Source organism: Mesorhizobium sp. BR-1-1-10 (assembly GCF_020165595.1).
Taxonomy (GTDB): Bacteria; Pseudomonadota; Alphaproteobacteria; order Rhizobiales; family Rhizobiaceae; genus Mesorhizobium; species Mesorhizobium australicum.
Window position 1 is genome coordinate 45,458 of record NZ_JAIUIL010000015.1, and the last position, 24,279, is coordinate 69,736.

The 24,279-nt window shown below is 64.2% G+C and carries 19 protein-coding genes; 8 read left to right on the forward strand and 11 right to left on the reverse strand.

What is annotated here, in order from left to right; translation table 11 throughout:
• The first annotated feature begins 10 nt into the window (after positions 1–10).
• The 8 genes from LB555_RS26520 to LB555_RS26555 all read left to right on the forward strand — a co-directional run bounded on the left by LB555_RS26520 (position 11) and on the right by LB555_RS26555 (position 10,305).
• Entirely contained in the window at positions 11–895 is an 885-nt protein-coding gene (locus tag LB555_RS26520) for a transglutaminase domain-containing protein (protein WP_140792790.1), read from the forward strand.
• Positions 896–1,139: 244 nt separating this feature from the next.
• On the forward strand, positions 1,140–2,078 hold the full coding sequence (locus tag LB555_RS26525; protein WP_224684140.1) for a glycosyltransferase family 2 protein: 939 nt from the start codon (positions 1,140–1,142) through the stop codon (positions 2,076–2,078).
• A gap of 98 nt (positions 2,079–2,176) precedes the next feature.
• A complete protein-coding gene (locus tag LB555_RS26530; protein ID WP_140661836.1) occupies positions 2,177–3,292 on the forward strand; it encodes a DNA topoisomerase IB in 1,116 nt (371 codons plus the stop codon).
• An 83-nt stretch (positions 3,293–3,375) separates the two neighbouring features.
• Complete coding sequence (locus tag LB555_RS26535) at positions 3,376–3,750, forward strand: YciI family protein (RefSeq protein ID WP_015315946.1); 375 nt, start codon at positions 3,376–3,378, stop codon at positions 3,748–3,750.
• Positions 3,747–5,021, forward strand: a complete 1,275-nt coding sequence (locus LB555_RS26540) for an RNA polymerase sigma factor (RefSeq protein ID WP_224684141.1) — start codon at positions 3,747–3,749, stop codon at positions 5,019–5,021. Before LB555_RS26535 ends, LB555_RS26540 begins: the two co-directional genes overlap by 4 nt.
• Positions 5,022–5,213: 192 nt before the next feature.
• Entirely contained in the window at positions 5,214–6,728 is a 1,515-nt protein-coding gene (locus LB555_RS26545; RefSeq protein ID WP_140619496.1) for an aldehyde dehydrogenase family protein, read from the forward strand.
• Positions 6,729–7,164: 436 nt separating this feature from the next.
• Positions 7,165–8,154, forward strand: a complete 990-nt coding sequence (locus tag LB555_RS26550) for a TAXI family TRAP transporter solute-binding subunit (protein WP_224684142.1) — start codon at positions 7,165–7,167, stop codon at positions 8,152–8,154.
• A 93-nt stretch (positions 8,155–8,247) separates the two neighbouring features.
• Positions 8,248–10,305, forward strand: a complete 2,058-nt coding sequence (locus LB555_RS26555; RefSeq protein WP_224684143.1) for a TRAP transporter permease — start codon at positions 8,248–8,250, stop codon at positions 10,303–10,305.
• A 73-nt stretch (positions 10,306–10,378) separates the two neighbouring features.
• Here LB555_RS26555 and LB555_RS26560 read toward each other — a convergent pair whose 3' ends face one another.
• The 11 genes from LB555_RS26560 to LB555_RS26610 all read right to left on the reverse strand — a co-directional run bounded on the left by LB555_RS26560 (position 10,379) and on the right by LB555_RS26610 (position 24,229).
• Positions 10,379–11,284: a hypothetical protein gene (locus LB555_RS26560; protein ID WP_224684144.1), complete on the reverse strand. Its 906-nt coding sequence runs from the start codon at positions 11,282–11,284 to the stop codon at positions 10,379–10,381.
• A 329-nt stretch (positions 11,285–11,613) separates the two neighbouring features.
• Positions 11,614–14,586: a nitrate reductase gene (locus LB555_RS26565; protein ID WP_224684145.1), complete on the reverse strand. Its 2,973-nt coding sequence runs from the start codon at positions 14,584–14,586 to the stop codon at positions 11,614–11,616.
• A gap of 3 nt (positions 14,587–14,589) precedes the next feature.
• Positions 14,590–14,919 (reverse strand): nitrite reductase small subunit NirD, encoded by a 330-nt coding sequence (nirD, locus tag LB555_RS26570; protein WP_015315953.1) that lies wholly within the window; start codon positions 14,917–14,919, stop codon positions 14,590–14,592.
• Positions 14,920–15,130: 211 nt separating this feature from the next.
• The gene (nirB, locus tag LB555_RS26575; RefSeq protein WP_224684146.1) at positions 15,131–17,581 is read right to left on the reverse strand and encodes a nitrite reductase large subunit NirB; all 2,451 of its coding nucleotides are present in this window, start codon (positions 17,579–17,581) and stop codon (positions 15,131–15,133) included.
• A gap of 4 nt (positions 17,582–17,585) precedes the next feature.
• Complete coding sequence (locus tag LB555_RS26580; protein WP_140875295.1) at positions 17,586–18,383, reverse strand: ABC transporter ATP-binding protein; 798 nt, start codon at positions 18,381–18,383, stop codon at positions 17,586–17,588.
• A gap of 10 nt (positions 18,384–18,393) precedes the next feature.
• A complete protein-coding gene (gene ntrB / locus LB555_RS26585) occupies positions 18,394–19,284 on the reverse strand; it encodes a nitrate ABC transporter permease (protein WP_140875297.1) in 891 nt (296 codons plus the stop codon).
• An 87-nt stretch (positions 19,285–19,371) separates the two neighbouring features.
• Positions 19,372–20,688: a CmpA/NrtA family ABC transporter substrate-binding protein gene (locus LB555_RS26590; RefSeq protein ID WP_140875299.1), complete on the reverse strand. Its 1,317-nt coding sequence runs from the start codon at positions 20,686–20,688 to the stop codon at positions 19,372–19,374.
• Between the two features lie 349 nt (positions 20,689–21,037).
• Positions 21,038–22,276, reverse strand: a complete 1,239-nt coding sequence (locus LB555_RS26595) for a CmpA/NrtA family ABC transporter substrate-binding protein (RefSeq protein WP_181173978.1) — start codon at positions 22,274–22,276, stop codon at positions 21,038–21,040.
• 2 nt (positions 22,277–22,278) lie between these two features.
• Positions 22,279–22,881 (reverse strand): ANTAR domain-containing response regulator, encoded by a 603-nt coding sequence (locus LB555_RS26600; RefSeq protein WP_140875303.1) that lies wholly within the window; start codon positions 22,879–22,881, stop codon positions 22,279–22,281.
• A gap of 122 nt (positions 22,882–23,003) precedes the next feature.
• Complete coding sequence (locus tag LB555_RS26605) at positions 23,004–23,318, reverse strand: hypothetical protein (RefSeq protein WP_224684147.1); 315 nt, start codon at positions 23,316–23,318, stop codon at positions 23,004–23,006.
• Between the two features lie 110 nt (positions 23,319–23,428).
• Positions 23,429–24,229, reverse strand: a complete 801-nt coding sequence (locus tag LB555_RS26610; protein WP_140619516.1) for an endonuclease/exonuclease/phosphatase family protein — start codon at positions 24,227–24,229, stop codon at positions 23,429–23,431.
• Positions 24,230–24,279 lie beyond the last annotated feature (50 nt).

A 24,279-nucleotide genomic window follows, 5' to 3' on the forward strand; every position in this document is an offset into this window, starting at 1 on the left:
AGAGATGGCCATGCTGTACGACATCAGGCTTCTGCTCCACTACGACTATGCTGCCGCAGCTGGCGGCGGACGCCATCAGGTGCGCGTGCTGCCGTCGACCATTGACGGTGTGCAGCGTGTCATCGCCGCTTCGCTTTCTTTTTCACCGGCACCCAACGAACGGTCGGATTTTTCCGATTTCTTCGGCAACAATGTCACTTCGATCGCGTTTCGCGACGCCCATGACACGCTCGACATCAGGATGAGCGCGCGTGTGTCGGTGGCGCGGCCCGAGCCGGGGCTCGACGTGTCGCCTGATCTCCGCCGCCTTCGACAGGATCTGGCCGCCGTGCGGTCGCTTGCGCCTGCCTCGCCGCACCATTTCCTGGCCGCCAGCAGCCATGCGGGCATCGATGCCGCGATCACCGCATTCGCGCGAGACAGTATCGGAAACTCGGCCGCAGGGACGGCGATGAACCTGTGCAATCGCATCCATCGCGATTTCACATACGATGACGAGGCGACCACGGTGCGGACCCGGGCCAGCGACGCCTTCCAGCTGAAGCGGGGCGTCTGTCAGGATTTCTCCCACATCATGATCGCCGGCTTACGCGGGCTTGGCATTCCGGCCGGCTATGTCAGTGGCTTCCTGCGCACCATTCCGCCCAAAGGCAAGCCCCGGCTGGAAGGCGCGGATGCCATGCATGCCTGGGTCAAGGTCTGGTGCGGGCGTGATGCCGGCTGGCAGGAGTTCGATCCGACCAATGGCATGCGGGCCTCCAACGACCATATCACCGTTGGTTACGGGCGCGACTATTCGGATGTGGCGCCCATCGTCGGCGTGCTGAAGACGACTGGCGGACAGGTCGGCGACCAGGCGGTCGACGTCATCCCGGTCGTGCTCGAAAAGGCGTGAAACGGGGCGCACTAACTTGCCCGGCGCCGCGAGTTCTCACAAGGATGGGGCAGACTTCTCAGACATCGATGCGGTCACTAGAGCAGCTCACCGGTTCACGGAAAAGGCGAGCCGATCCAAGTCTTTGATTTCGCGCAATTCCGGACGGAAAAGCCGTTTCACACTTTTCCTGTAAGTGCTTAGTCTGTATTCGCCTTAAGGGAGAATAGTCTTAGGCTGCCGCGCACAGGCATGAGGTTTGTCATTGAAAGCTGTCAGCGTCGTCATACCCGCCTACAATGCGGCGGCAACGATCGCTAAAACGCTGGCCTCACTTGGCGGAGAGGCCGGGTTTATCGGCGAGGTCCTGCTGGTCGACGACCAATCGACCGATGGCACGGCCGATGCAGCCCGGCAGGCCGCGGCGCAATCATCCCTGCCTTTGCGTGTGCTGCCCGCCGGTTGCCGCGACGCCGGCGGCGCCCGTAACCTGGCGCTTGATGAGGCAGCCCATCCGTGGGTCTACCTGATCGACGCCGACGACCTGCACCTTCAGGGCGGCTTAAGCTCCTTGCTGTCGCAGGCGGAAACCCAGCCCAAGGCCGACATGATCGTCGGTGCCTTCCGGCGCAGGGTGAACGGCCAGGATCGGCAGATCAAGGTGCCAAACGGCTACACCGCAGCCTGCCTCACCAACGCCTCCGCCTACGTGAAGGGGGATATACGCTCGGTGGCGGTGGGCAGCGTGCTGGCTTCCCGGCGTCTCATCGGCGAGACCCGGTTCCCCGTCGGGCTCGCCTTCGACGAGGACACGCTCTTCTGGGCGCGGCTGATGAGCAAGGCGTCGCTGGTCATGATTCAGCGCCCCGTCATGATCTACGAAGTTTCAGCGGAGCGTTCGGACGATCGCTTCACGGTCAACCCGGTGCGGCGCTTCCTGGACTGGCGCCGGGAGCTGCGTACGCTCACCGATTGCGGCATCCCGATTTCGGCACTGAAAGCAAGGGAGGGCCTCGTCGCGCTCAAGATCGCCCGTGTCCATTATGCGCGAGGCGACCTGGACATGGCCGCGCGCTTTCTCGCAATAGCCTCAGTGGCGCCGAAGCGGCGCTCGGAAGCCTGGCGCTGCCTGCGCTACAAATTCAAGCTCGCGGCGCGGCGCCGGCTGTGCCTTCCGCCGACACAGATGCAGCGCGCATTGTAGGCCTGACCGACGCCACCGGGATTGCCTTGTTTCCAGGCGGGGTGTGGAACCAGCGGTCAGCCCGCAGCTTATCTACGGATATTTCGTGTGGAGCTTACATGCTGCAGAGAACCGGATCGTCGCGGAGCCGATTGGCCGACGGTGATAGCGTACCCAAGAATGGAGCACAGATTTCCGCCAGGGATGCCGCGCTGACCTATGTCAGCGATGCCGAGCCCGGCATCCGCCGGCTGAAGGCAGGCAAGGGATTCGCTTACAAGGCACCGGACGGGAAAGCGGTCTCCGATGCCGACAGAGCGCGCATCGCGGCGATCGTCATACCGCCGGCTTGGACCGATGTCTGGATTTCGCCCGATCCGAACGGGCATATCCAGGCGACCGGGAGGGATCAGCGGGGGCGCAAGCAGTATCGCTATCATCCGCAATGGGCCGAGGAGCGCGACGGCGCCAAATATTCGAGCCTCGTGGCTTTCGCCGAAAGCCTGCCGGACCTTCGGCGCAGGATCGACAGCGACCTGCGCCGTCACGGCCTGCCGCTCGAACGCGTCGCCGCCGCGGTGGTCTGGCTGCTCGACAACACGATGATCCGCGTCGGCAATGCCGCCTATGCCCGCGACAACAAGAGCTTCGGCCTGACGACTTTGCGGGACCGGCATGTCGATATCAAGGGATCGAGCCTGCGCTTCGCCTTCAAGGGCAAGTCCGGCAAGGAATGGAAATTGAAGCTGGTTGACCGCCGGATCGCGGGGATCGTTCGGGGCGCGCAGGACCTGCCGGGCCAGAAACTGTTCCAGTATCTCGACGAGGACGGCAACAGACGCCCTGTCCGCTCCGACGACGTGAACCACTATATCCGCGAAGCGGTCGGCGATGCGTTCAGTTCGAAGCACTTCCGCACATGGGGCGGCACCATCCACGCCGCGTCGCTGTTTGCACAGACGGAACTGCCTGAAAGCCAGGCACAGCAAAAACGGGTGATGAACAACGTCATCGACAAGGTGGCCGAACGGCTGGGCAATACGCGCGCGGTCTGCCGCCAATGCTATATCCATCCGCAGGTCTTCAAGGCTTGGAGCGAAGGACGACTGCTTGCCGAAATGGCGGAAGCCAACAAGCGCAAGCGATCCATCGAAGGCCTCGATGAGGAGGAAGCGCTCGTGTTGAGATGGTTGAAGACGCAGGAGGACCGATCGGCGGCAATCGGCGGCCGCTGAATCCGCGGCGTCTCGATTTTTTTATCGACGCCATGTCGGCATCGGCCCTACTGTTTCGTCCTTTGCTACAGAAAGGACCGTCCATGCTCTATGCCATCCTCTGCTACGCCTCCGAAGATGTCGTCTGTTCCTGGAGCAAGGAACAGGACGACAAGGTCATGGCCGACCTGCTCGGCGTTCAGGAGAAGTATGCCAACGCCGGCCGGCTTGGGCCCGTGGCGCGGCTTTTGCCAACGACGGCGGCAACGACGCTGCGGAAAGTGAAAGGTGAATCGCTGGTCATCGACGGGCCGTTCGCCGAGACCAAGGAACAGTTCCTCGGTTTCTACACGCTCGATTGCGCCGACCTCGACGAGGCCGTCGAATTCGCCCGCGAGCTCTCCGAGGTCAACCCAAGCGGCGGTTCCTACGAAATCCGCCCTGTATCGGTGTTCCATCCGACCAGGGTTCCGGCATGACCGAACTCGCCTGGATAAGCTCCGCGATCAGCGCTGCCCGCCCACAGGCGATGGGCGCGCTGCTGCGCTATTTCCGCGATCTCGACACGGCGGAGGAAGCTTTCCAGGACGCCTGCCTCAAGGCGCTGAAGAACTGGCCGCAAAACGGGCCGCCTCGCGATCCGGCGGCCTGGTTGATCTTCGTCGGCCGCAACAGCGGCATCGACGCTGTGCGCAAGCGTGCCAAGCAGGCGCCGATGCCGGAAGAGGACCAGGTTTCCGATCTGGAGGACGCCGAAAGCGACATCGCCGAGCGGCTGGACGGAGCGCATTACCGCGACGACATATTGCGGCTGCTGTTCATTTGCTGTCACCCTGATTTGCCCGCAACGCAGCAGATCGCGGTGGCGCTGCGCGTCGTCTCCGGCCTCAGCGTCAAGCAGATCGCGCGCGCCTTCCTGGTCGGCGAGAGCGCGATGGAGCAGCGCATCACCCGCGCCAAGGCGCGCATCGCGGACGCCGGCGTGCCGTTCGAGACGCCGGGCGCGGTCGAGCGCTCCGAGCGGCTCGCGGCGGTCGCGTCCATGGTCTATCTGATCTTCAACGAGGGCTATTCGACCAACAGCGGCGAGGCGCCGGCTCGCGCGCCATTGTGCGAGGAAGCGATCCGGCTTGCCCGGCTGCTGCTGCGGCTGTTCCAGACCGAGCCGGAGATCATGGGGCTGACGGCGCTGCTTCTGCTGCAGCACGCACGCGCACCGGCACGTTTTGACGATGATGGCGAGATCGTGCTGCTCGAGGACCAGGATCGAAGCCTGTGGAGCCGCAAGATGATCGACGAAGGGCTGGCGCTCGTCGACAAGGCGCTGCGCCATCGCAAGCCAGGTCCCTATCAAGTCCAGGCGGCGATCGCAGCGCTCCATGCGCGGGCCGAGAAAGCCGAGGACACCGACTGGGTGGAGATCGACCTGCTCTATGGCCTGCTCGAGCAGATGCAGCCGTCGCCGGTCATCACGCTCAACCGTGCGGTGGCGGTCGCCAAGGTGCGCGGACCGGAAGCGGCGCTGGCGATGATCGAGCCGCTCGAGCCGAGGCTTTCGGGCTATTTCCATTTCTTCGGCCTCAAGGGCGGGCTGTTGATGCAACTCGACCGGGGCGAGGAGGCACGCATTGCCTTCGACCGCGCCATCGCGCTCGCCAACACCGCGGCGGAAGCTGCCCATATCCGCATGCATATCGACCGTCTGATCAAGGACGGCGCCGTACGCATGCCGGCGAAAAAGGCAAACTGACCCCCTACACGGCCCGAGCATCGCCTGGCTCAATCGTGCAGCCCGGGCTTGGACCATGCCGGGGTGGCGATTTTCCCCAGAAACAGGTAATGGCACGCCATGACAGCCCCTTCCAGCCGCGACGGCGCCGGGAAGGCAAGGCAAGGCGTTGGCCCGCGCCCTATGAGCGGCGGGATTCTGAAAGGGACAGAAATGACGATAGCGAAGGAAACGGCCGAGCTTCTGGCGAAACTGGGCGTGGCCAAGGAGGCGCTTGACGGCGGCGACCTGATCGTGCGCAGTCCGGTGACGGGTGAGCGGATCGCGGCGCTGAAGACGATCTCGCCGGCCGACGCGGCAAAGACCATCGATGCAGCCCACAAGGCGTTCCAGTCCTGGCGGCTGGTGCCGGGTCCCAAGCGCGGCGAACTGGTGCGGCTGCTGGGCGAGGAACTGCGGACGCACAAGACCGAGCTTGGCCGGCTGGTGTCGATCGAGGTTGGCAAGATCCCGTCCGAAGGGCTCGGCGAAGTGCAGGAGATGATCGACATCTGCGATTTCGCCGTTGGTCTGTCCCGGCAATTGTACGGCCTGACCATCGCCACCGAGCGTCCTGGCCACCGCATGATGGAAACCTGGCATCCGCTTGGCGTCGTCGGTGTCATCTCCGCATTCAACTTCCCGGTTGCGGTGTGGTCGTGGAACGCAGCACTTGCGCTGGTTTGCGGCGATGCAGTGGTATGGAAGCCGTCGGAGAAGACGCCGCTGACCGCGCTTGCCTGCGAGGCGATCTTCAAGCGTGCGGTCAAGCGCTTCGGCACCGACGCACCGCAAGGACTGGCACCGGTTCTGATCGGCGACCGTGCGGTCGGCGAGATACTGGTCGACCATCCCAGGGTGCCGCTGGTCTCGGCCACCGGTTCGACCCGCATGGGCCGGGATGTCGGTCCGCGCCTGGCCAAGCGTTTCGCCCGCGCCGTGCTGGAACTGGGCGGCAACAATGCCGGCATCGTCTGCCCGACGGCCGATCTCGACATGGCGCTGCGCGCCATCGCCTTCGGCGCCATGGGCACCGCCGGCCAGCGCTGCACGACGCTGCGCCGCCTGTTCGTCCATGACAGCGTCTACGACGCCTTGGTGCCGCGACTGAAGAAGGCTTATCAGAGCGTCTCGGTCGGCAATCCGCTGGAGACCTCGTCACTGGTCGGTCCGCTGATCGACAAGGCCGCCTTCGATGCCATGCAGAAGGCGCTGACGGAGGCGGCCGCGCATGGCGGCAAGGTGACTGGCGGCAGCCGGGTCGAGAACGGCCATCCCGATGCCTATTATGTGCACCCGGCGCTGGTCGAAATGCCGAAGCAGGTTGCACCGGTGACGGAAGAAACCTTCGCGCCGATCCTCTATGTGATGAAGTATTCCGATTTCGACGCCGTGCTCGACGAGCACAACGCGGTCGGCGCTGGCCTGTCGTCGTCGATCTTCACCCGCGACCTGCAGGAATCCGAGCGCTTCCTCGGTGTCGACGGTTCGGATTGCGGCATCGCCAACGTCAATATCGGTACTTCCGGCGCCGAGATCGGGGGCGCTTTCGGTGGCGAAAAGGAAACCGGCGGCGGCCGCGAGAGCGGTTCAGATGCGTGGAAAGCGTATATGCGGCGCGCCACCAACACCGTGAATTATTCCAAGGCGCTGCCGCTCGCCCAGGGCGTCTCGTTCGACATCGATTGAGAACGCCGGCCCGGTTCGGGTGTCGTTGCACACCCGAACCGTTTGCGACCGGAGGTTGATTGCTGAGTGCAGTTATGCTACCATTTTCCGCATGGTGCCGGCATGCGCCGATGACCCGCCGCAAGGCGGTTTTTTTGTTTCACGGTTCTTGTGTTTGGCTGGTTGTAGCCAACAGGCAGGTGACGCCGGCGACGCGGTTAAACCGCTCTACGGCATGTCGCGGCGAATAGGATTCGCCCGACCTGCTGTAAGCCTCTGATTTATGCAGGTCGTTGTCCCGGAGCCGGGTGCCATCCATTAAGTCCCTGTTTTTACGCGATTCCGGGCGGAAACACACCCTTCCTGGAAGCGCTTTGGAAACGGCCAAAAAGCACGCGCAGGTTGACAACCTTCCGGTTGCTGCAACATCCTGCCGATCTTTGACTCGGAGGTAGTTATGACTGTTTCGATCAACCGCCGCACCTTTTCCATGGGCACAGGAGCTTTGGCTTTGGCCGCCGCCGGCCTTTCGCCAGCGCACGCGCAGCAGGCTTTTTTCCGCATCGGCACGGGTGGAACGTCCGGCACTTACTATCCGGTGGGTGGCCTGATCGCCAACGCCATCTCGGCAACGGGCCCGGCCGGCGTCGAAGGCCTGGTCGCCACCGCCACGTCCTCCAATGGGTCGGTCGCCAACATCAGCGCCATCCAGTCGGGCGCATCCGAATCAGGCTTTACGCAATCCGATGTCGCCTACTGGGCATATTCGGGCACTGGCCTCTATGAGGGCAAGCCCAAGGCCGATGACCTGCGCCTCATCGCGACGCTCTATCCCGAAACGATCCATCTGGTCGCCCGAGCGGATGCTGGCATCAAGACGGTGGCGGACCTGAAGGGCAAGCGCGTTTCCCTCGACGAGCCGGGCTCGGGGACCATTGTCGACGCGCGCCTCGTGCTCGGCGCATACGGGCTGACGGAGAAAGATGTGCAGCCCGAATACCTCAAGCCGGGTCCGGCCGGCGAGCGGCTCCAGGACGGCGCCATGGACGCCTATTTCTTCGTCGGCGGCTATCCGACGGGCGCCATCGTCGAACTTGCCAGCACCAACAACATTACCCTGGTTCCAATCACCGGCCCCGAAGCCGACAAGCTCCTGTCCGAGCAGAAGTTCTTTTCCGCCGACACCGTGCCGGAAGGCACCTACAAGAATGTCGGCGAGACCAAGACCATATCCGTCGCCGCGCAATGGGTGACCAGCGCCAAGCAGACCGACGACCTCGTCTACAATATCGTCAAATCGCTTTACAGCGACGCGACCCAGAAGGCGCTGCAGGCCGGCCACGCCAAGGGCAAGCTAATCACGCTCCAGAACGCGGTCACCAGCGCGGGCATCCCGTTTCATCCCGGTGCGGAGAAATTCTACAAGGAAGTCGGCGCCCTGAAGTAGGAGCTACCAGCGCGTAGGACCGATGGACGACAGCGAGGCGGGAGGCGTGCTTTCCGCCTCTTTTGCCTGGAAACTCAGGACACGGAACCGGCCATGAGCGACGATGACAAAATCACGCTTTCCGCGATGGAGTTCGATGAGGAGAAGGCTCGCGAACTGGAGGAGAAATTCGACTCCGAAATCCGATTCCGGCCATTGACCCAGGCCGCGGGCTGGCTGGTCGGCTTCCTCCTGGTGGCGCTGTCGCTGTTTCACTACTACACCGCCGGCTTCGGATTGCTGCAGGAGATGCTGCACCGAGGCATCCATCTGTCGATGGTGCTGGCGCTGATCTTCCTCGTCTTCCCGCTGGTGAAGAAGGGTTACGACCAGCCCGCGCAATCCAGCTTCCTGCGGCCGCTTGGCATACCGCTTTTCGACTGGGTGCTGGCGCTCGCCGCCGTGGTGGCCGTGCTGCACGTGCCGATGATCCCGCTCGACGATCTTGCCTTCCGCGTCGGCAACCCCACGACGCTCGATGTGGTGTTGGGCGTTATCCTGATCCTGCTCCTCCTGGAAGCGACGCGCCGCTCCGTCGGCATCCCGCTGCCGATCATCGCGTGCATCTTCATGGCCTACGCACTGTTTGGGCGGTACATGCCGAGCATTCTGGTGCACCCCGGCGCGTCCGTTTCCCAGCTTGTCGATCACCTCTATCTGACGACGCAGGGAATCTACGGCATCGCGCTCGGCGTCGTCGCCACCTACGTCTTCCATTTCGTGCTGTTCGGCGTCTTCGCAACCCGCATAGGCCTCGGCCAGCTCTTCCTCGACTGTGCCGCCTGGGTCGCCGGCCGCTACGCCGGCGGTCCCGCCAAGGTATCGATCTTCGGCTCGGCATTGTTCGGCATGATCTCCGGCTCGTCGGTCGCCAACACCGTCACCGTCGGCTCGCTGACCATCCCGGCGATGATCAAGCTCGGCTACAAGAAACATTTCGCCGCGGCGGTGGAGGCGGCGTCCTCGACCGGCGGTCAGGTCACGCCGCCGATCATGGGCGCGGCCGCCTTCCTGATGATAGAATTCCTCGAACTGCCCTACACGACCATCATTCTGGCCGCCATCGTGCCTGCCTTCATGCATTTCTTCGGCGTGTTCATGCAGGTGCATTTCGAGGCCAAGCGCACCGGCCTCCGAGGGCTCAGGCCGGACGAGATGCCCGACGTCGTCGAGGCGCTGAAGCGGGACTGGCCGACGATCATCCCGCTCGTCGTCCTCATCGGCGTCCTGCTCTCGGGCTACACGCCCTACATGGCCGCCTTCTGGGGCATCACGCTCTGCATCGCCGTCGGCTTGCTCAATCCGCGCCGTCGCATGTCGGTTGCCGACATCGCAGTATGCCTGCGCGACGGCGCCAAATATGCGCTCGCCGTCGGTGCCGCGGCCGCCACCGTCGGCATCGTCGTCGGCGTCGTCACCCTGACCGGCGTCGGCTTCAAGCTATCCTACATCGTCACCTCGACGGCGGGCCAGTTGTCGCTCCTGTTCGGCACCTTCATCCCCGAGTCGATCTTCTCGGCCCAGGGCCTGACGCTGCTGTTCACCCTGCTCATGACCGGCGTGGTCTGCATCCTGATGGGCTGCGGCATCCCGACGACGGCCAATTACATCATCATGGTGACCATCGCGGCACCCGCGCTGGTCATGCTGGGCACCGAACCGATCGTCGCCCATTTCTTCGTTTTCTATTACGGCCTGCTGGCCGACATCACGCCACCGGTAGCGTTGGCCGCCTATGCGGCCGCCGGCATGGCGGGAGCGGACCCGTTCAAGACAGGCAACACCGCCTTCCGGTTGGGGTTGGGCAAGGCGCTGGTTCCCTTCGTGTTCGTCTTCTCGCCGTCCCTGCTGCTGGTGACAAAGGACTTCACCTGGCCGAATTTCTTCCTGGCCTTTGGCGGCTGCGTGCTGGGTATAACCTGCCTCGGGGCCGCCCTGTCGCGCTACCTGCTGGTGCGCACGCGCCCATGGGAGAACGTGCTCCTGGTATTTGCCGCCCTCCTGCTGGTGGCGCCTGAGCTCTATTCCTCGCTGCTCGGCCTGGCGCTTGTCGTTCCCGTCGTGCTGCGCCATTGGAGCGCACGCCATACCGAAGAGGCGCAACCAGTCTGACCAGCGCCGCTCCCGCGCGATCGACGCTTCAAATAGGCCTGCATCAGCTTCACAAGTTGGGAGGTGGCGGGACTCAGCGGTCGGTGGAAAAACACGCTGCAAAGGCGCTGTCGACGACGGCCAGCTTGGCGGCCTGGACGATCATGTATTCCTCGTAGAATCCGTGCGACACCCACATCACCGAATTGCCGCGCTGACCAAGCCAGCCAATGCTGCCGAGTTCCTCCGCCGTGCGCAGTTTACGGCTGAGATGGGTCCGCGACAGCTTGAGCCATTTGGCGAAGTCGCCGATCGAAACCACGCCGGTCGGAATTCGCTCCAGCCCGGCATGGTCGGGGTTGATGCCCGACATCAGCCAGTCCATGACGATGCCGCCATTGTTGAGCCAGATGAACAGGGAAAAGGTCTGGTTGGGTTCGCGCACCGGCTTTGAGGCTAGCAAGCCGTCAGCCACCAGCGGCTGCAGCGTGGCAAGCATGTCGGGCCGCTCCAGGAACCTGGCCAGCCGGTTGCCGCCATCGATATGGTCGAGCGTGCGCAGATGGGCTGTTACCCAGCCGGTGAATCGCTCAATCGTCGCCGCCGTCGGTTGCAGGGGATGCGTGCGGCCGTCCCCACCCGCCACATACTCGGCGATGTTGTAGTGCAGCATCTCCTTGATGAAGGCGTCCGCCGTGTTGCGGCTGGCCACGGCGTTCTTGTGCACGACCTCGATGAAACGCGATACGGTCAGGTCCTTGCGGCGGTCGTTCGGGTCGCGCCTGAAGTGCATGGCAAGGCCGACATGGCCCAACAGCCAGCGTTGCTGCGTGGCAAAGACGGAAGCCAGCCGCGGGCTTTCCTCATAGATGCGGATCAGGGACTGCGACTGTTCCTGAACGTAGCGGTGCAAGGCTGGATGGCCGGCTATGTCTTGCGGATTCAGCGATGATCTCCCGATGCCTTGAATCAACTCGCATGGCGAGATTGCGTTCCCCATTTTCCAGTCTTCGACATCTGTGTCCAGACGTACCAACTACGAAGAACAGGGCCAGCCGAGACACAGATCCACGGCAACGGTCATGCGTCTCGTTTGCCATGGCTTGAGAACCCCTTCCCGAATCGTTAGCCGAACGGCGAGATCCAGCCGCAGCGTGGCGCAACGGTCGTCAAGGGCGTTTCCAGTTTCTGGTCCATGGCGGCATCTTTCACCTCCATCAACCAAATGAGTCCCAGCCAGGTCGAATTAACCGTTGGACAGGTTGAAGCCCTTGCGGGTTCCGCCGATTTCGCAAGGCCGTGCCACTTTGCCAGGTGGGACGGACGCCTTCACTCGGCCGCCTGAACCCGACAGGCCTGGATGATCGTGCGGATTTCCGACCGGCAGGAACCGCAATTGGTACCTGCCTTCAGCGTGGCGCCGATGGCTTCGACACTGTTGCAGCCGGCCGCCACGGCCGCGGTAATCTGGTTCACCCCGATGTTGAAACAGGAACAGACGGTCGCGCCGGCATCGGGCCGCTCAGCACCGGCACGGCCGGCGACGATCCTGAAGCGTTCGCGCTGGCTGGCGTGGACCTCGCCGAGCTGCTCGGCGGCCCAGCCGCGCGACACCGCGACCGGACCGGGTGCGATGAACAAGGCACCCGCCAGATGCTCGCCTTGGAAGGCGGCGATGCGGTGCTGGCCGGCCTCGCGGTCGTGATAGGCGAGCATTTCGGCATCCGCGGCATCGAAGAGAGAGCCGGCGAAGGCCGTCCAGTCGATATCGTCATTGGCAAAGGCCAGTTCGACCCGCCAGCCGCCCCGGCATCTGGCGGTCGCCCAGTAGTCGGCGGCCATCGTCACGGGCCTTTTGCGTGTCACGGCAAAGCCAAAGGCCCCAGCGGTGAATTTCTCGATGCGGGCGGCGACATGCTTTAGCGCCGGCTGCCCCGACACGGGATCGGCAAGCGACGCTGTCAGCGTGTCGAGCCGGCCCCTGGCGGCGAACTGGTCGGTCCAGTGCATCGGGGCGAACAGGCTGCCCGGGCGCTGGCGCGTTGTCACCAGCACGCGGACCAGCACTTCGCCGCGCGGAGTCGAAACGCGCGCGATGTCGGCGTCGCCAATGCCGTGGCGTTGTGCATCCTCGGGATGGATTTCGACGAAGGGCTCGGCGATGTGCTGGGACAGGCGCGGGCTTTTGCCGGTACGCGTCATGGTGTGCCAATGGTCGCGGATCCGGCCGGTGTTGAGGACGAGCGGGAAGGCGGCGGTGATGCGGGTCTCGACGGTTGGGCGCAGAGCGATGAAGCGGGCCTTGCGGTCGGGCGTGTAGAAGTTGCCGTCGGCGAAGAAACGGGTTGGTTGGCGTTCAATCGAACTGGCCCCCTCTGGGCGAGTTCCAGCCTGAGCACCCCCTTCTGATTGAAGCTGAGCTTGAGCACCCCCCTCTGGCCTGCCGGACCCGGCCCTTCGCTGTCGCTCCTGGCGTTCGTCGTTCGAAAAGCCAAGCAATTGGCTTTCCGTCCGCTTCGCGGACCACGCCTCACCCCCCGCAAGGGGGGAGATCGGCAGTTTCGCTGACGGTGCATCTTCTGCAACGCTGACTATTTGCGGAGGCCGTGATGACATCCGATCTCCCCCCTTGCGGGGGAGATGGCCGGCAGGCCAGAGGGGGGTGCCTGGGCTCGGCGCCGGCCAATGGAACGGAGCCAATCCTTCGTAGTCCTCAACATCGATCGCAGCATAAGCGCTGATGTCGAAATCCCGCTCGCCATCATTTTCGAACCCCGACAGCGCGGCGTGCTCGGCAAAGATCCCCGCCGGGCTCTTATGCGCAAACGCCTCGCCAAAGCCCATCCGCCTTGCGACTTCCGCAATGATCCACCAGTCGGGCCGCGCCTCGCCGGGGGCGGCCAAAAACGGCCTCTGGCGCGAGATGCGGCGCTCGGAATTGGTGACGGTGCCGTCCTTCTCGCCCCAGGCCGTGGCCGGCAGCCGGACATGGGCGTGGCGGACCGTGTCGGTCTCGGCCAGCACGTCCGACACCACGACGAAGGGGCAGGCCTTGATCGACGCCTCGACTGCCCCTGCATCCGGCATGGAATCGACCGGGTTGGTGGCCATGATCCACAACGCCTTGATGCGCCCATCGGCCACCGCCTTGAACATCTCGACCGCCTTGAGACCGGGCTCCCCGGCAATCGCCGGCGCCTTCCAGAAGCGCTGCACGCGTTCGCGATGCCCGGGGTTTTCGATCTCCATGTGGGCGGCGAGCATGTTGGCCATGCCGCCGACCTCGCGGCCGCCCATGGCGTTGGGCTGGCCGGTGACCGAGAAAGGGCCGGCGCCCGCTTTTCCGATGCGGCCGGTGGCGAGATGGCAGTTGATGATGGCGTTGACCTTGTCGGTGCCCTGGGACGACTGGTTGACGCCCTGGCTGTAGACGGTGACGGTCTTTTCCGTCCTGGCGAACAGGCTGTAGAAACGGCTAAGTTCGTCCTCGCTGAGGCCCGTGGCGGCAGCGACGCCGGCAAGGTCCAGCGTCGAGGCGGCGAACAGGGCTTGTCCGAATCCGGCCGTATGCGCCGTGATATAGGCACGGTCGAGCGCATTGTGCTGGCCGAGCCAGGCGAGCAGGCCGGTGAACAGGGCAACGTCGCCATCCGGCGCGATCGCCAGATGCATGTCTGCGATGTCTGATGTCATGGTACGGCGCGGATCGACCAGCACGATCTTCATCTCGGGCCGCTTTTCCCGGGCAGCCGCGATGCGCTGATAGAGCACGGGATGGCACCAGGCGAGATTGGAGCCGACCAGCACGATCAGGTCGGCCAGCTCCAGATCCTCGTAGGTTCCCGGCACAGTGTCCGAACCAAACGCGCGGCGATGGCCGGCAACCGACGAAGCCATGCAGAGCCGCGAATTGGTGTCGATGTTGGCCGAGCCAATGAACCCCTTCATCAGCTTGTTGGCGAGATAATAATCCTCGGTCAGCAACTGGCCGGAGACGTAGAAGGCGACCGCGTCGGGGCCATGTTCGGCGATGGTGTGCTGGAAGGTCGAGGCGACGACGTCGAGCGCCTCGTTCCAGCCGGCGGGGCGGTCGTGGATTTGCGGATGGAGCAGCCGGCCGTCGAGGTCGATCGTCTCGGCCAGTGCGGAGCCCTTGGAACAGAGCCGGCCGAAATTCGCGGGATGATCGGGATCGCCGCGGACAGATACCTGCCCGTCCGCGGTGATCTTCGCCAGCACGCCGCAGCCGACCCCGCAATAGGGGCAGGTGGTCCTCACCTCGCGCGCTGCGTCAATCTCCATGGTTCAGGCCGCGCGGCTGGCCAGCGCTTCCAGCGCGACGAACAGGTGCTCGCCCTCCCGCTTCACGGGAATCGTGCGCACGGCGCCTTCGTCGGCGCCAAGCGCCTTACCCGTCTCCAGCGAGATCACCCAATTGTGCAAGGGGCAGGTCACCGCCGCGCCATGCACGATGCCCTGGCTCAGCGGCCCGCCTCTGTGGGGGCAATGGTCCTCGATGGCGAAGACCTGGTCGTCGGCGGTGCGAAAGACAGCGATCTTGCCTTGCGGGGTGGCGACACAGCGCGCGCCACGGCGGGGAATGTCGGAGAGGGTGCCGATCGATGTCCAGGTCATAGGTGTGCCTTTGCTTGATATGAATGTGCCAAGGCACCCCCCTCTGTCCTGCCGGACATCTCCCCCGCAAGGGGGGAGATTGGCAGCTTGAGCGCAGGCGCATTTTCTTCAGCGCTGGAGATTGGCGAAAGCAGATATGACATCCGATCTCCCCCCTTGCGGGGGAGATGGCCGGCAGGCCAGAGGGGGGTGCCTCGCGCTGACATCGCCATCACTCCGCCGCTTGCGCAAACCCGACCGACGCCATCGGCCGGAATTCGTGCTTGTCCTTGCCGGACACGCGCTCGGACCATGGATCGACCTGGGCGAACTTCTGCGAAAAGATGAAGCGGTCGTAATAGGCCTTGCGCTTCTCGCCATCGTCCATGATCTGGCGCTTGATCTCGGCGATGCCGATGCGCTTGGCCCATTTGTAGATGCGTTCGAGATAGCGGCCCTGCTCGCGATACATCTGTGTCAGCGCCACGATATGCTCCAACGCCTCGTCCTCGGTCCTGACCAGGCCGAGCACTTCCGTGCCCTTGATGTCGAGCCCGGCGGCGCCGGCGAAATGGATCTCGTAACCGCTATCGACGCAGATGACGCCGACGTCCTTGCAGGTCGCCTCGGCGCAATTCCTCGGGCAGCCCGACACCGCCATCTTGACCTTGGCCGGCGTCCACGAGCCCCACATGAACTTCTCGATGCGGATGCCGAGACCTGTCGAATCCTGCGTGCCGAAGCGGCACCAGTCCGAGCCGACGCAGGTCTTCACCGTGCGCAGGCCCTTGGCATAGGCATGGCCCGAAACGAAGCCGGCCTGGCCGAGATCGGCCCACACCGCCGGCAGGTCCTCCTTGCGGATGCCCAGCATGTCGATGCGCTGGCCGCCGGTGACCTTGACCATCGGAATCTCGAATTTGTCGACGACGTCGGCGATGGCGCGCAGTTCGGCCGCATTGGTGACGCCGCCCCACATGCGCGGCACCACCGAATAGGTGCCGTCCTTCTGGATGTTGGCGTGGACGCGCTCGTTGATGAAGCGCGACTGGTAGTCGTCGGCATACTCGTCCGGCCAATCGCAGACGAGGTAGTAGTTAAGGGCCGGCCGGCATTTGGCGCAGCCGCAGGAGGTCTTCCACTCCAGCTCCTGCATGACCGCCGGAATGGTCTTCAGCCCCTTGGCCTTGATCAGCCTGCGCACGTCATCATGGCCGAAAACGGTGCAGGAGCACATGGGCTGCACCGCGGCCGGGTTGTAGGTGTCACCGAGGGTCAGCACCATCAGCTTTTCGACCAGCCCGGTGCAGGAGCCGCAAGACGCCGACGCCTTGGTGTGGGCGCGCACGTCGTCGAGCGAAGTCAGGCCCTTGCCCGTGATCGCGCCCGTGATCTTGCCCTTGCAGACGCCGTTGCAGCCGCAGATTTCCGCATCATCCGGCAAGGCTGCAACGGCCGCCATAGGGTCCAGCGGGGCACCCCCCTGGTAGGACTGGCCGAAGATCAACGTATCGCGCATTTGCGATATGTCGGTCTGTTTCTTCTTCAGGTCGTTGAACCAGGCGCCGTCCGATGTCTCGCCATAGAGCACGGTGCCGATGATGCGGTCATCCCTGAGCACCAGCCGCTTGTAGACGCCGGCCGAGGCGTCGCGCAGCACGATCTCGTGGCGGTCATCGCCATCGGCGAAGTCGCCGAGCGAGAAGAGGTCGATGCCGGTGACCTTGAGCTTGGTCGGCGTGTCCATGTGGACGAAGGCGGCGGTCTCGTCGCCGGCAAGCTGATGAGCGGCGACACGCGCCATCTCATAGAGCGGCGCCACCAGCCCGTAGACCATGCCGCCCACCTCGGCGCATTCGCCGAGTGCGTAGATATTCGGGTCGTTACTGCGCATGCCGGCATCGACGACGATGCCGCGGTTGACGGCTATGCCGGCTTCCTTGGCCAGTGCCGCGTTCGGCCTGATGCCCACCGCCATGACGACCAGCGTCGCCGGGATGATTGTGCCGTCGGCGAGTTCCACCTGCTCGACCCTGCCATTGCCGGTGATTGCCTGCGTGTTGGCCTTGGTGATGACCTTGATGCCGCGCTGCTCCACCGCGCGCTGCAGGAGGTAGCCGGCGGCCGGATCGAGCTGGCGCTCCATCAGCGTCGGCATGACGTGCAGCACGGTGACATCCATGCCTTGCGCGTTGAGGCCGGCCGCCGCCTCCAATCCGAGCAGGCCGCCGCCGATGACGACGGCCTTGGCGCGCGACTGGGCGGCGAGCATCATCGCCTGAACGTCGTCGAGATCGCGATAGGTCAGCACGCCCGGCAGATTGTGGCCAGGCACCGGGATGATGAACGGCACCGAGCCGGTGGCGATGACAAGCTTGTCGTAAGGCTCGGTGACGCCGTGGTCGGAGGTGACGGTCTTCGCTTGCCGGTCGATGGCTATGATCTTGTGGCCCTTGTAGAGGGTGATGTCATTGGCGATGTACCAGCCGTCGCCATGGATGATGATTTCCTCATAGGCCTTCTCGCCGGAGAGCACCGGCGACAGCATGATACGGTCGTAATTGACCCTGGGTTCGGCGTTGAAGATGGTGACGGCGTAGCGGCCCGGCGCCTGTTCCAGCAGATGCTCCAGCATGCGCCCGGGCGCCATGCCATTGCCGATGATGACGAGTTTTTCGGTCATGGCGTTACTCCGCGGCTTCGACGAAGCGGTGGCGTTCGTAGAGGAACTTCAGGACCGCCTCGCGGCAACGCAGGAATGTCCGGTCGGAGGCAAGTTCGATGCGTCGGCGCGGCCGCGCCAGCGGCACGGGCAGCACCTCGCCGATGGTCGCCGCCGGGCCGTTGGTCATCATGACGATGCGGTCGGACAGCAGCACCGCCTCGTCGACGTCATGGGTGATCATGATCATCGTCGAACCCAGCCTGGAATGGATGTCCATCACCGCGTCCTGCAGATGGGCCCGCGTCAAGGCGTCGAGCGCACCAAACGGCTCGTCGAGCAGCAGGATCTTGGGTTCCATGGCAAGCGCCCTGGCAATGCCGACGCGCTGCTTCATGCCGCCGGAGATTTCGGCCGGCCGCTTGTCGCTCGCATGCGCCATCTGCACGAGGTCGAGATTGCGCATGATCCAGTCATGCCGCTCGGCCTTGCTCTTCGAGCGGCCGAAGACTTTCGACACCGCCAGATTGATGTTCTCGTAGACGGTCAGCCACGGCAGCAGCGAGTGGTTCTGGAACACAACGGCGCGCTCGGGGCCGGGGCTGTCGACCTCCTTGTCCTCCAGCAACACCGCGCCGGCGGAAACCTTGGTCAAGCCGGCGATCAGGTTGAGCAAGGTCGACTTGCCGCAACCGGAATGGCCGATGATGGAGACGAATTCGCCCTTGTCGATGGTCAGCCGGATGTCCCTCAGCACATCGCTTACCTGGCTGCCACGAGCGAAGGATTTGTCGATATGGTCGAGCTTGAGATAGGCGGTCATGGCGCTCTCCTCACTTTGCCGTCGTGCCGCGGGTGACAAAGGCGCCGACCGCCGCGACCAGGCGGTCGAGGCAGAAGCCGGTGACGCCGATATAGGCGAGCGCGACGATGATGTCGGGCAGCCGTGACGAATTCCACGCGTCCCAGATGAAGAAGCCGATGCCGACGCCGCCGGTCAGCATTTCGGCCGCGACGATGGCGAGCCAGGACAGGCCGATGCCGATGCGCAGGCCGGTGAAGATGTAAGGCGCAGCGGCCGGCACCATGATCTTGATGAAGAATTCGAGTTGGTTCAGCCGCAGGATGCGGGCGACATTGCGATAGTCCTGCGGGATGTTGCGCACGCCGACGGCGGTGTTGATGATGACCGGCCAGATAGAAGTGATGAAGATCACGAACAGAGCCGACGGGTTGGAGTCGCGGAAGGCGGCGAGCGACAGCGGCAGCCAGGCGAGCGGCGGCACGGTGCGCAGGATCTGGAACACTGGATCGAGGCCGCGCATCGCCCAGATCGACTGGCCGACCAGCGCGCCGAGCGCCACACCGACGACCGCCGCCATGCCGAAGCCGATGGCGACGCGCTGGAGCGAGATCAGCACCCGCCAGGCAAGACCGATATCCTGCGGGCCGTTGTCGAAGAATGGATGCGCGATCAGGTCATAGGCCTCGTTCCACACCTGGCTCGGCGGCGGCAGGCTTGCCGTCGGCGACGAGCAGGCGACCTGCCAGACGACAAGCAGAAGGGCGATGACGATGGCGGGCGGGACGAGAGCGCTGGCCACCTTGGCGGCGACCGCCACCGGATCGATACGGCGCCGCGCTTTGCCGGTGAAGGCGACCACCTCGGCTGGCTTGGCCGGGAATGCTTTCACCTTGGTGTCCTCGACGGCTTGGATGGACATGTCCTGGGGATACTCCGTGGTGTGCTGGTGCGGTACTGAGCGCCAAACGGCGCTGGCGCCGTTTGCGTTGGGGCACAAACGGCCTGACTAAGCCGATGCCTTGATGGTCAGGCTGTCGAGATAGGCCGAGGGGTTGGCCGGATCGAAAGTCTTGCCGTCGAAGAAGGTCTCGACGCCGCGCGAGGACGAGGCTGGGACGTCGCTCGCGGCGACACCGAGTTCCTTGGCCGCCTCCCGCCAGATATCCTCGCGGTTGACCTGGTCGACCAGCGCCTTGATGTCGGTGGTCGGCGCGAACTTGCCCCAGCGGATGTTTTCGGCGAGGAACCAGCTGTCGTGGCTCTTGAACGGGTAGGAGACGCCGCCCTTCCAGAATTTCATGTAGAGGTCGGTGGCGCTGGCGACCCGGCCATTGCCGTAGTTGATGTCGCCCTTGAGGCGGCCGATAATGTCGGCGACGGGCACATTCATCCATTGCCGCTTGCCGATGATGGCGGCCATCTCGTCCTTGTTTTCCTTGGCGTCGCACCATTGCTGTGCCGCCATCACCGCCATGACGATCGCCTTGGTGGCGTTGGGATATTTTTCTATGAAGGCGGCGCGCAGGCCGAGCGCCTTTTCCGGATGGCCCTTCCAGAGTTCGCCGGTCGTGGCGGCGGTGAAGCCGACGCCCTGATGGACAAGCTGTTCGTTCCACGGCTCGCCGACGCAGAACACGTCCATATTGCCGACCTTCATGTTGGCCACCATCTGCGGCGGTGGCACGACGATGGTCGAGACGTCCTTGTCCGGGTTGATGCCGCCGGCCGCCAGCCAGTAGCGCAGCCACAGATCATGGGTGCCGCCCGGGAAGGTCATGGCGGCCTTGACCTCCTTGCCCTCGGCCTTCTTGGCGGCGAAGGCGTCCTTCAGCTTGGCGGCATCGAGGCCGACGCCGGTCGCGGCATATTCCTGTGCGACCGAAATGCCCTGGCAGTCGTAGTTGAGGCGGGCGACGATCGCCATCGGCAGCGGCTGGTTGTTCTGCGTCACCTTGCCGGTGTGCATGAGGTAAGGCATCGGCGTCAGGATGTGGGCGCCGTCGATGCCGTTGGCTTCGCCGCCGAGCATCAGATTGTCCCGCGTCGCGCCCCAGGAGGCCTGCTTGAGCACCTCGACATCAGGCATGCCGAATTTCGCGAACAGGCCCTTCTCCTTGGCGATGATCAGGGGCGCGGCATCGGTCAGCGCAATGAAGCCGAGCTTGGCGCCGGTTACTTCGGGACCTTTGCCTTCGGCATGAGCGCCGGCGGGAAACAATGTCTTTGCGGCGAGGAACAGTCCTGCCGTCAGCGCGCTGCTGGCCAGAAAATCGCGGCGGGTGAAATCCTTGAGGGACGTGCCAGTTCCGATCCGTTTCGTCATCGTCGTCTCCGGTTGGGCGCGGTTGAAGCGCCGTCGATTGCGTGTTCGGCCAAAAACAAAAAAGCCGCCGGCCAGGCTTCGCGCATCCCTGGGGATTGCGCAGTGACCTGAGCGGCAGCTTTGCCTGTGGCGCCCGCCATTGGACGCCTGTTCCATTGCCCGTGAAGGGCTCGTTTATTTCAAAGCAGGAACCGTGCCAGTTTACCTCTGGCCGAAAAATACAAATGGATTCAGGATGATGGGAGCATTATGCGGGGACCCGATCCGTCGCGACTGAGGTCAAACATTGGTCAGCTCACCTTTCGAGCGCATAATTTTTGTGCAATGCACAAGCATGGCGCTAAAATGATCAGGCTTCCCCGATGGCTGATTTTTGCCTCTCGATATAGGCGTCGATCTCGTCTGGATCGAAGATCTGGCCATCGAAGAAACCGTCCGGTCCGAGCATGAGGCCGGCTCCCGTCGCGCCTACCGCGGTCGCGGCCTTGAGTGCGCCTTCGACCTTGGCATTGGCGCCGGGCAGCGCCACCCCGAGTGGCTTCAGTGCCGAGCGGTAGAGATCTGGGCGGTAGCAGTCGCGGGCGATGGCGAGATTGTCGGGCGTGTGCGCGACGTGGCCCCAGCGGACCATCTGCGTGTAGAACCACAGCGAATGGCTTTTCCAGGGAAAGTTGGCGGCCTTGTTGAACGGCACGAAGAAGTCGTCGATGTCCAGCTCGGCCCCGCCGCCCAGCCGGAGATGGCCGGTCAGGATCGGCATCTGGACCGCCGGCGGCAGGCCAAGGAAGCCACGTTGCGCCATCACCGCGGCCAATTCGTCACGGTTCGCCGGATCCTGGCACCAGCGCGCCGAGTGATGCAATGCGCGCAAGAGGGCCGCCAGCGCCTCTGGGACCTGTTCGGCCCAGGCCTTGCGCACGCCAATCACCTTCTCCGGGCTGTTGCGCCATATCCGTGCCTTGACGGTGACGATATGGCCGGTGCCGGCCGCCACCGCGGCGCTGTTCCAGGGCTCGCCGACGCAATAGCCGTCGATGCGGCCGGCGGCCAGCGCGTCGGCCATGAAGGGCGGCGGCACGATGACGATCTCGATCTCGCGCGATGGATCGACGCCGCAGGCGGCAAGCCAGTAGCGCAGTTCATAATTGTGCCCGGAATGCGGATGCACGACGGCGAAACGCAGTGGGTCGCGGCCGGCGTCGGCCCGCTCGCGGATGAAGGCGCCAAGTGCCGCGCCGGCACGGGCCGGATCGAGATCGGGTACGGCACCGTGCGCCGCCATGCCGGCCCAGACGGCGTTGGAGATGGTGACGCAGTTGCCGCCGAGCCCCAGCGAAAAGGGCACGATGGTCTCGGAGGCGAGCGGAGTGAGGCCCAGATTGCAGGCGAGCGGCATCGGTCCGAGCATGTGCGCGAGGTCGAAATGGCCGATGGCGATGCGGTCGCGGATGTTGGCCCAGGAGGTCTCGCGGTGCAGGGTGAGATCGATGCCTTCGCGCGCGGCAAAGCCCAGTTCGCCGGCCGCGACCAGCACGGCGCTATCGAAAAGCGGCATGAAGCCGGCGGTGATCTGGTGCTCGGCGCCCATGCTCATTCGTCCTCCGCCGGTCCGAGAAGCCCGGCGGCAGTCACCAGGCTTTGGGCGATGTCGCCGATCTTGCGGTTCTGGTTCATCGCGGTCTTGCGCAGCAGCGTGTAGGCGGCCTCTTCGGTCAGGCCGCGCGACTTCATCAAGATGCCCTTGGCGCGGTCGATCACCTTGCGGCTCTCGAGCTCGCTGCGCGCCTCTTCCAGTTCACGTGCCATGCGCGAGAAAGCGTTGAAGCGGCTCACCGCCATGTCGAGGATCGGCTTGACGCGCTCCTGCCTCAACCCGTCGACGACATAGGCCGAAACGCCGGCATCGACCGCGGCCTCGATCGAGGCCTGATCCGAGCGGTCGACGAACATGGCGATCGGGCGCTTTACGGCCCGCGACAGCTGGAACATGTTTTCCAGCATGTCGCGGTTGGGATTTCCAAGGTCGATGACGATGACGTCGGGTTCGATCTCGGCAATGCGGCGCGTAATGCCCGAGACGTCATGGATGACGGTGACCTGCTGATGACCCGCCTCGCGCAATCCGGCTTCGATTATCGAAGCGCGGATGCGGTTTTCGTCGATCACCAGGACGGCGAGGGAAGTTCGGACCATGCCCGCATTATGAGCAAGGCCGCAAATTTGTGCAATGCAGCATAGCCGCCGACCTTGGGAGGTCGGCGGCTATGCCCGGAATGCCTGGTGGCGAAAAGTCTCTGCTTGGCAGGAGACGTTGATCAGCCGCAGACGCGAACGTCTTCGACCACCCTGTGGTGGTGGCGCCAATGCACGACCGTCTCGATGTGGCAGCGGTGATGGCGGTGGTGACGCCAGCGGTAGCCGCCATTGTCATACTGGACGCTCTGGTCGCCATCATACTCGTTGTCGTAGCGGCGCTCATGATGACGGCGCACGACGATTCCCGAATCTTCGTCCGAGGAATACTGGTTGCCGTCGTCGGACTGGATAGTCACGCTGGCAGCCTGCGTGGGCGCAATCGCCGCAGCTGTCGCGGCAAACGCCAGCACCGAAGCCAAAATCAACTTTCTCATTCTGTCCTCCTGCATGTTCAACACACATAAACTCGCGGAACAACCGGGTGTTCCGCTCAAATCCACACGCTTTGCGACGCTGGCGACATCAAGCCGTTATCGGCCGCATATTACAAATGGACGAAGGCGGTCAGCGGCAGATGGTCGGAGGCCACGCGCGACAACGGTGTGTCATGCGCTTCGATGGTCCCGATCATGCCGTGCCGGTTGGCCATGATCCGGTCGAGCGCCAGCAGCGGCAGATTGGACGGGAAGGTGGGAACGGCAGGGGGCTGCGGGCCGAAGCTCGCGTGCAGCGTGTTCAGCGCGGAGCGGTTGCCGAGCCGCCATTCGTTCAGGTCGCCGAGCAGGAGCGTCGGCTTCTCGTCGGGACTGTTCATGATATCCAGCACGACCTGGGCCTGCTGCGAGCGGGAGCGGCGCAGCAGGCCCAGATGGGCCGCGATGATGCGCAAGGACTGATTTCCGTCGAGATCGATTTCCGCGACCACCGCGCCGCGCGGTTCGAGACCCGGGAGCCTGATCTGATGCACGTCACGAACGACGCCCCTTTTGAACAGCAGGACATTGCCGTGCCAGCCATGGCCTTTGCCCGTTGCTGAAATGGGCACCGGCACGAGGCCGGTTTCGAGTTCTAGACGGTGCAGGTCGAGAAGCCCGTCACGGTCGCCGAAACGATTGTCGGCCTCCTGCAGGGCGATGACGTCGGGGGCGATCTCCCGGATGACGCGGCTGGTGCGGTCGGGATCGAACTTGCGGTCGACGCCGATGCATTTGTGGACGTTGTAGGAGGCGACCAGCGTCCCGGTGACGCCGTCCTTCTTCGCCGAGAAGGCGTTGGCCTTGCGCATCCGCCGGTCGCGAATGGACAGGAGCATATTGGCCGGCAGGCTGCGCCCGTTCATTCGCATCGCGCGCCGATCGTCCTTGCTGTTCTCACCATGCACCTAGAAATAGAGTC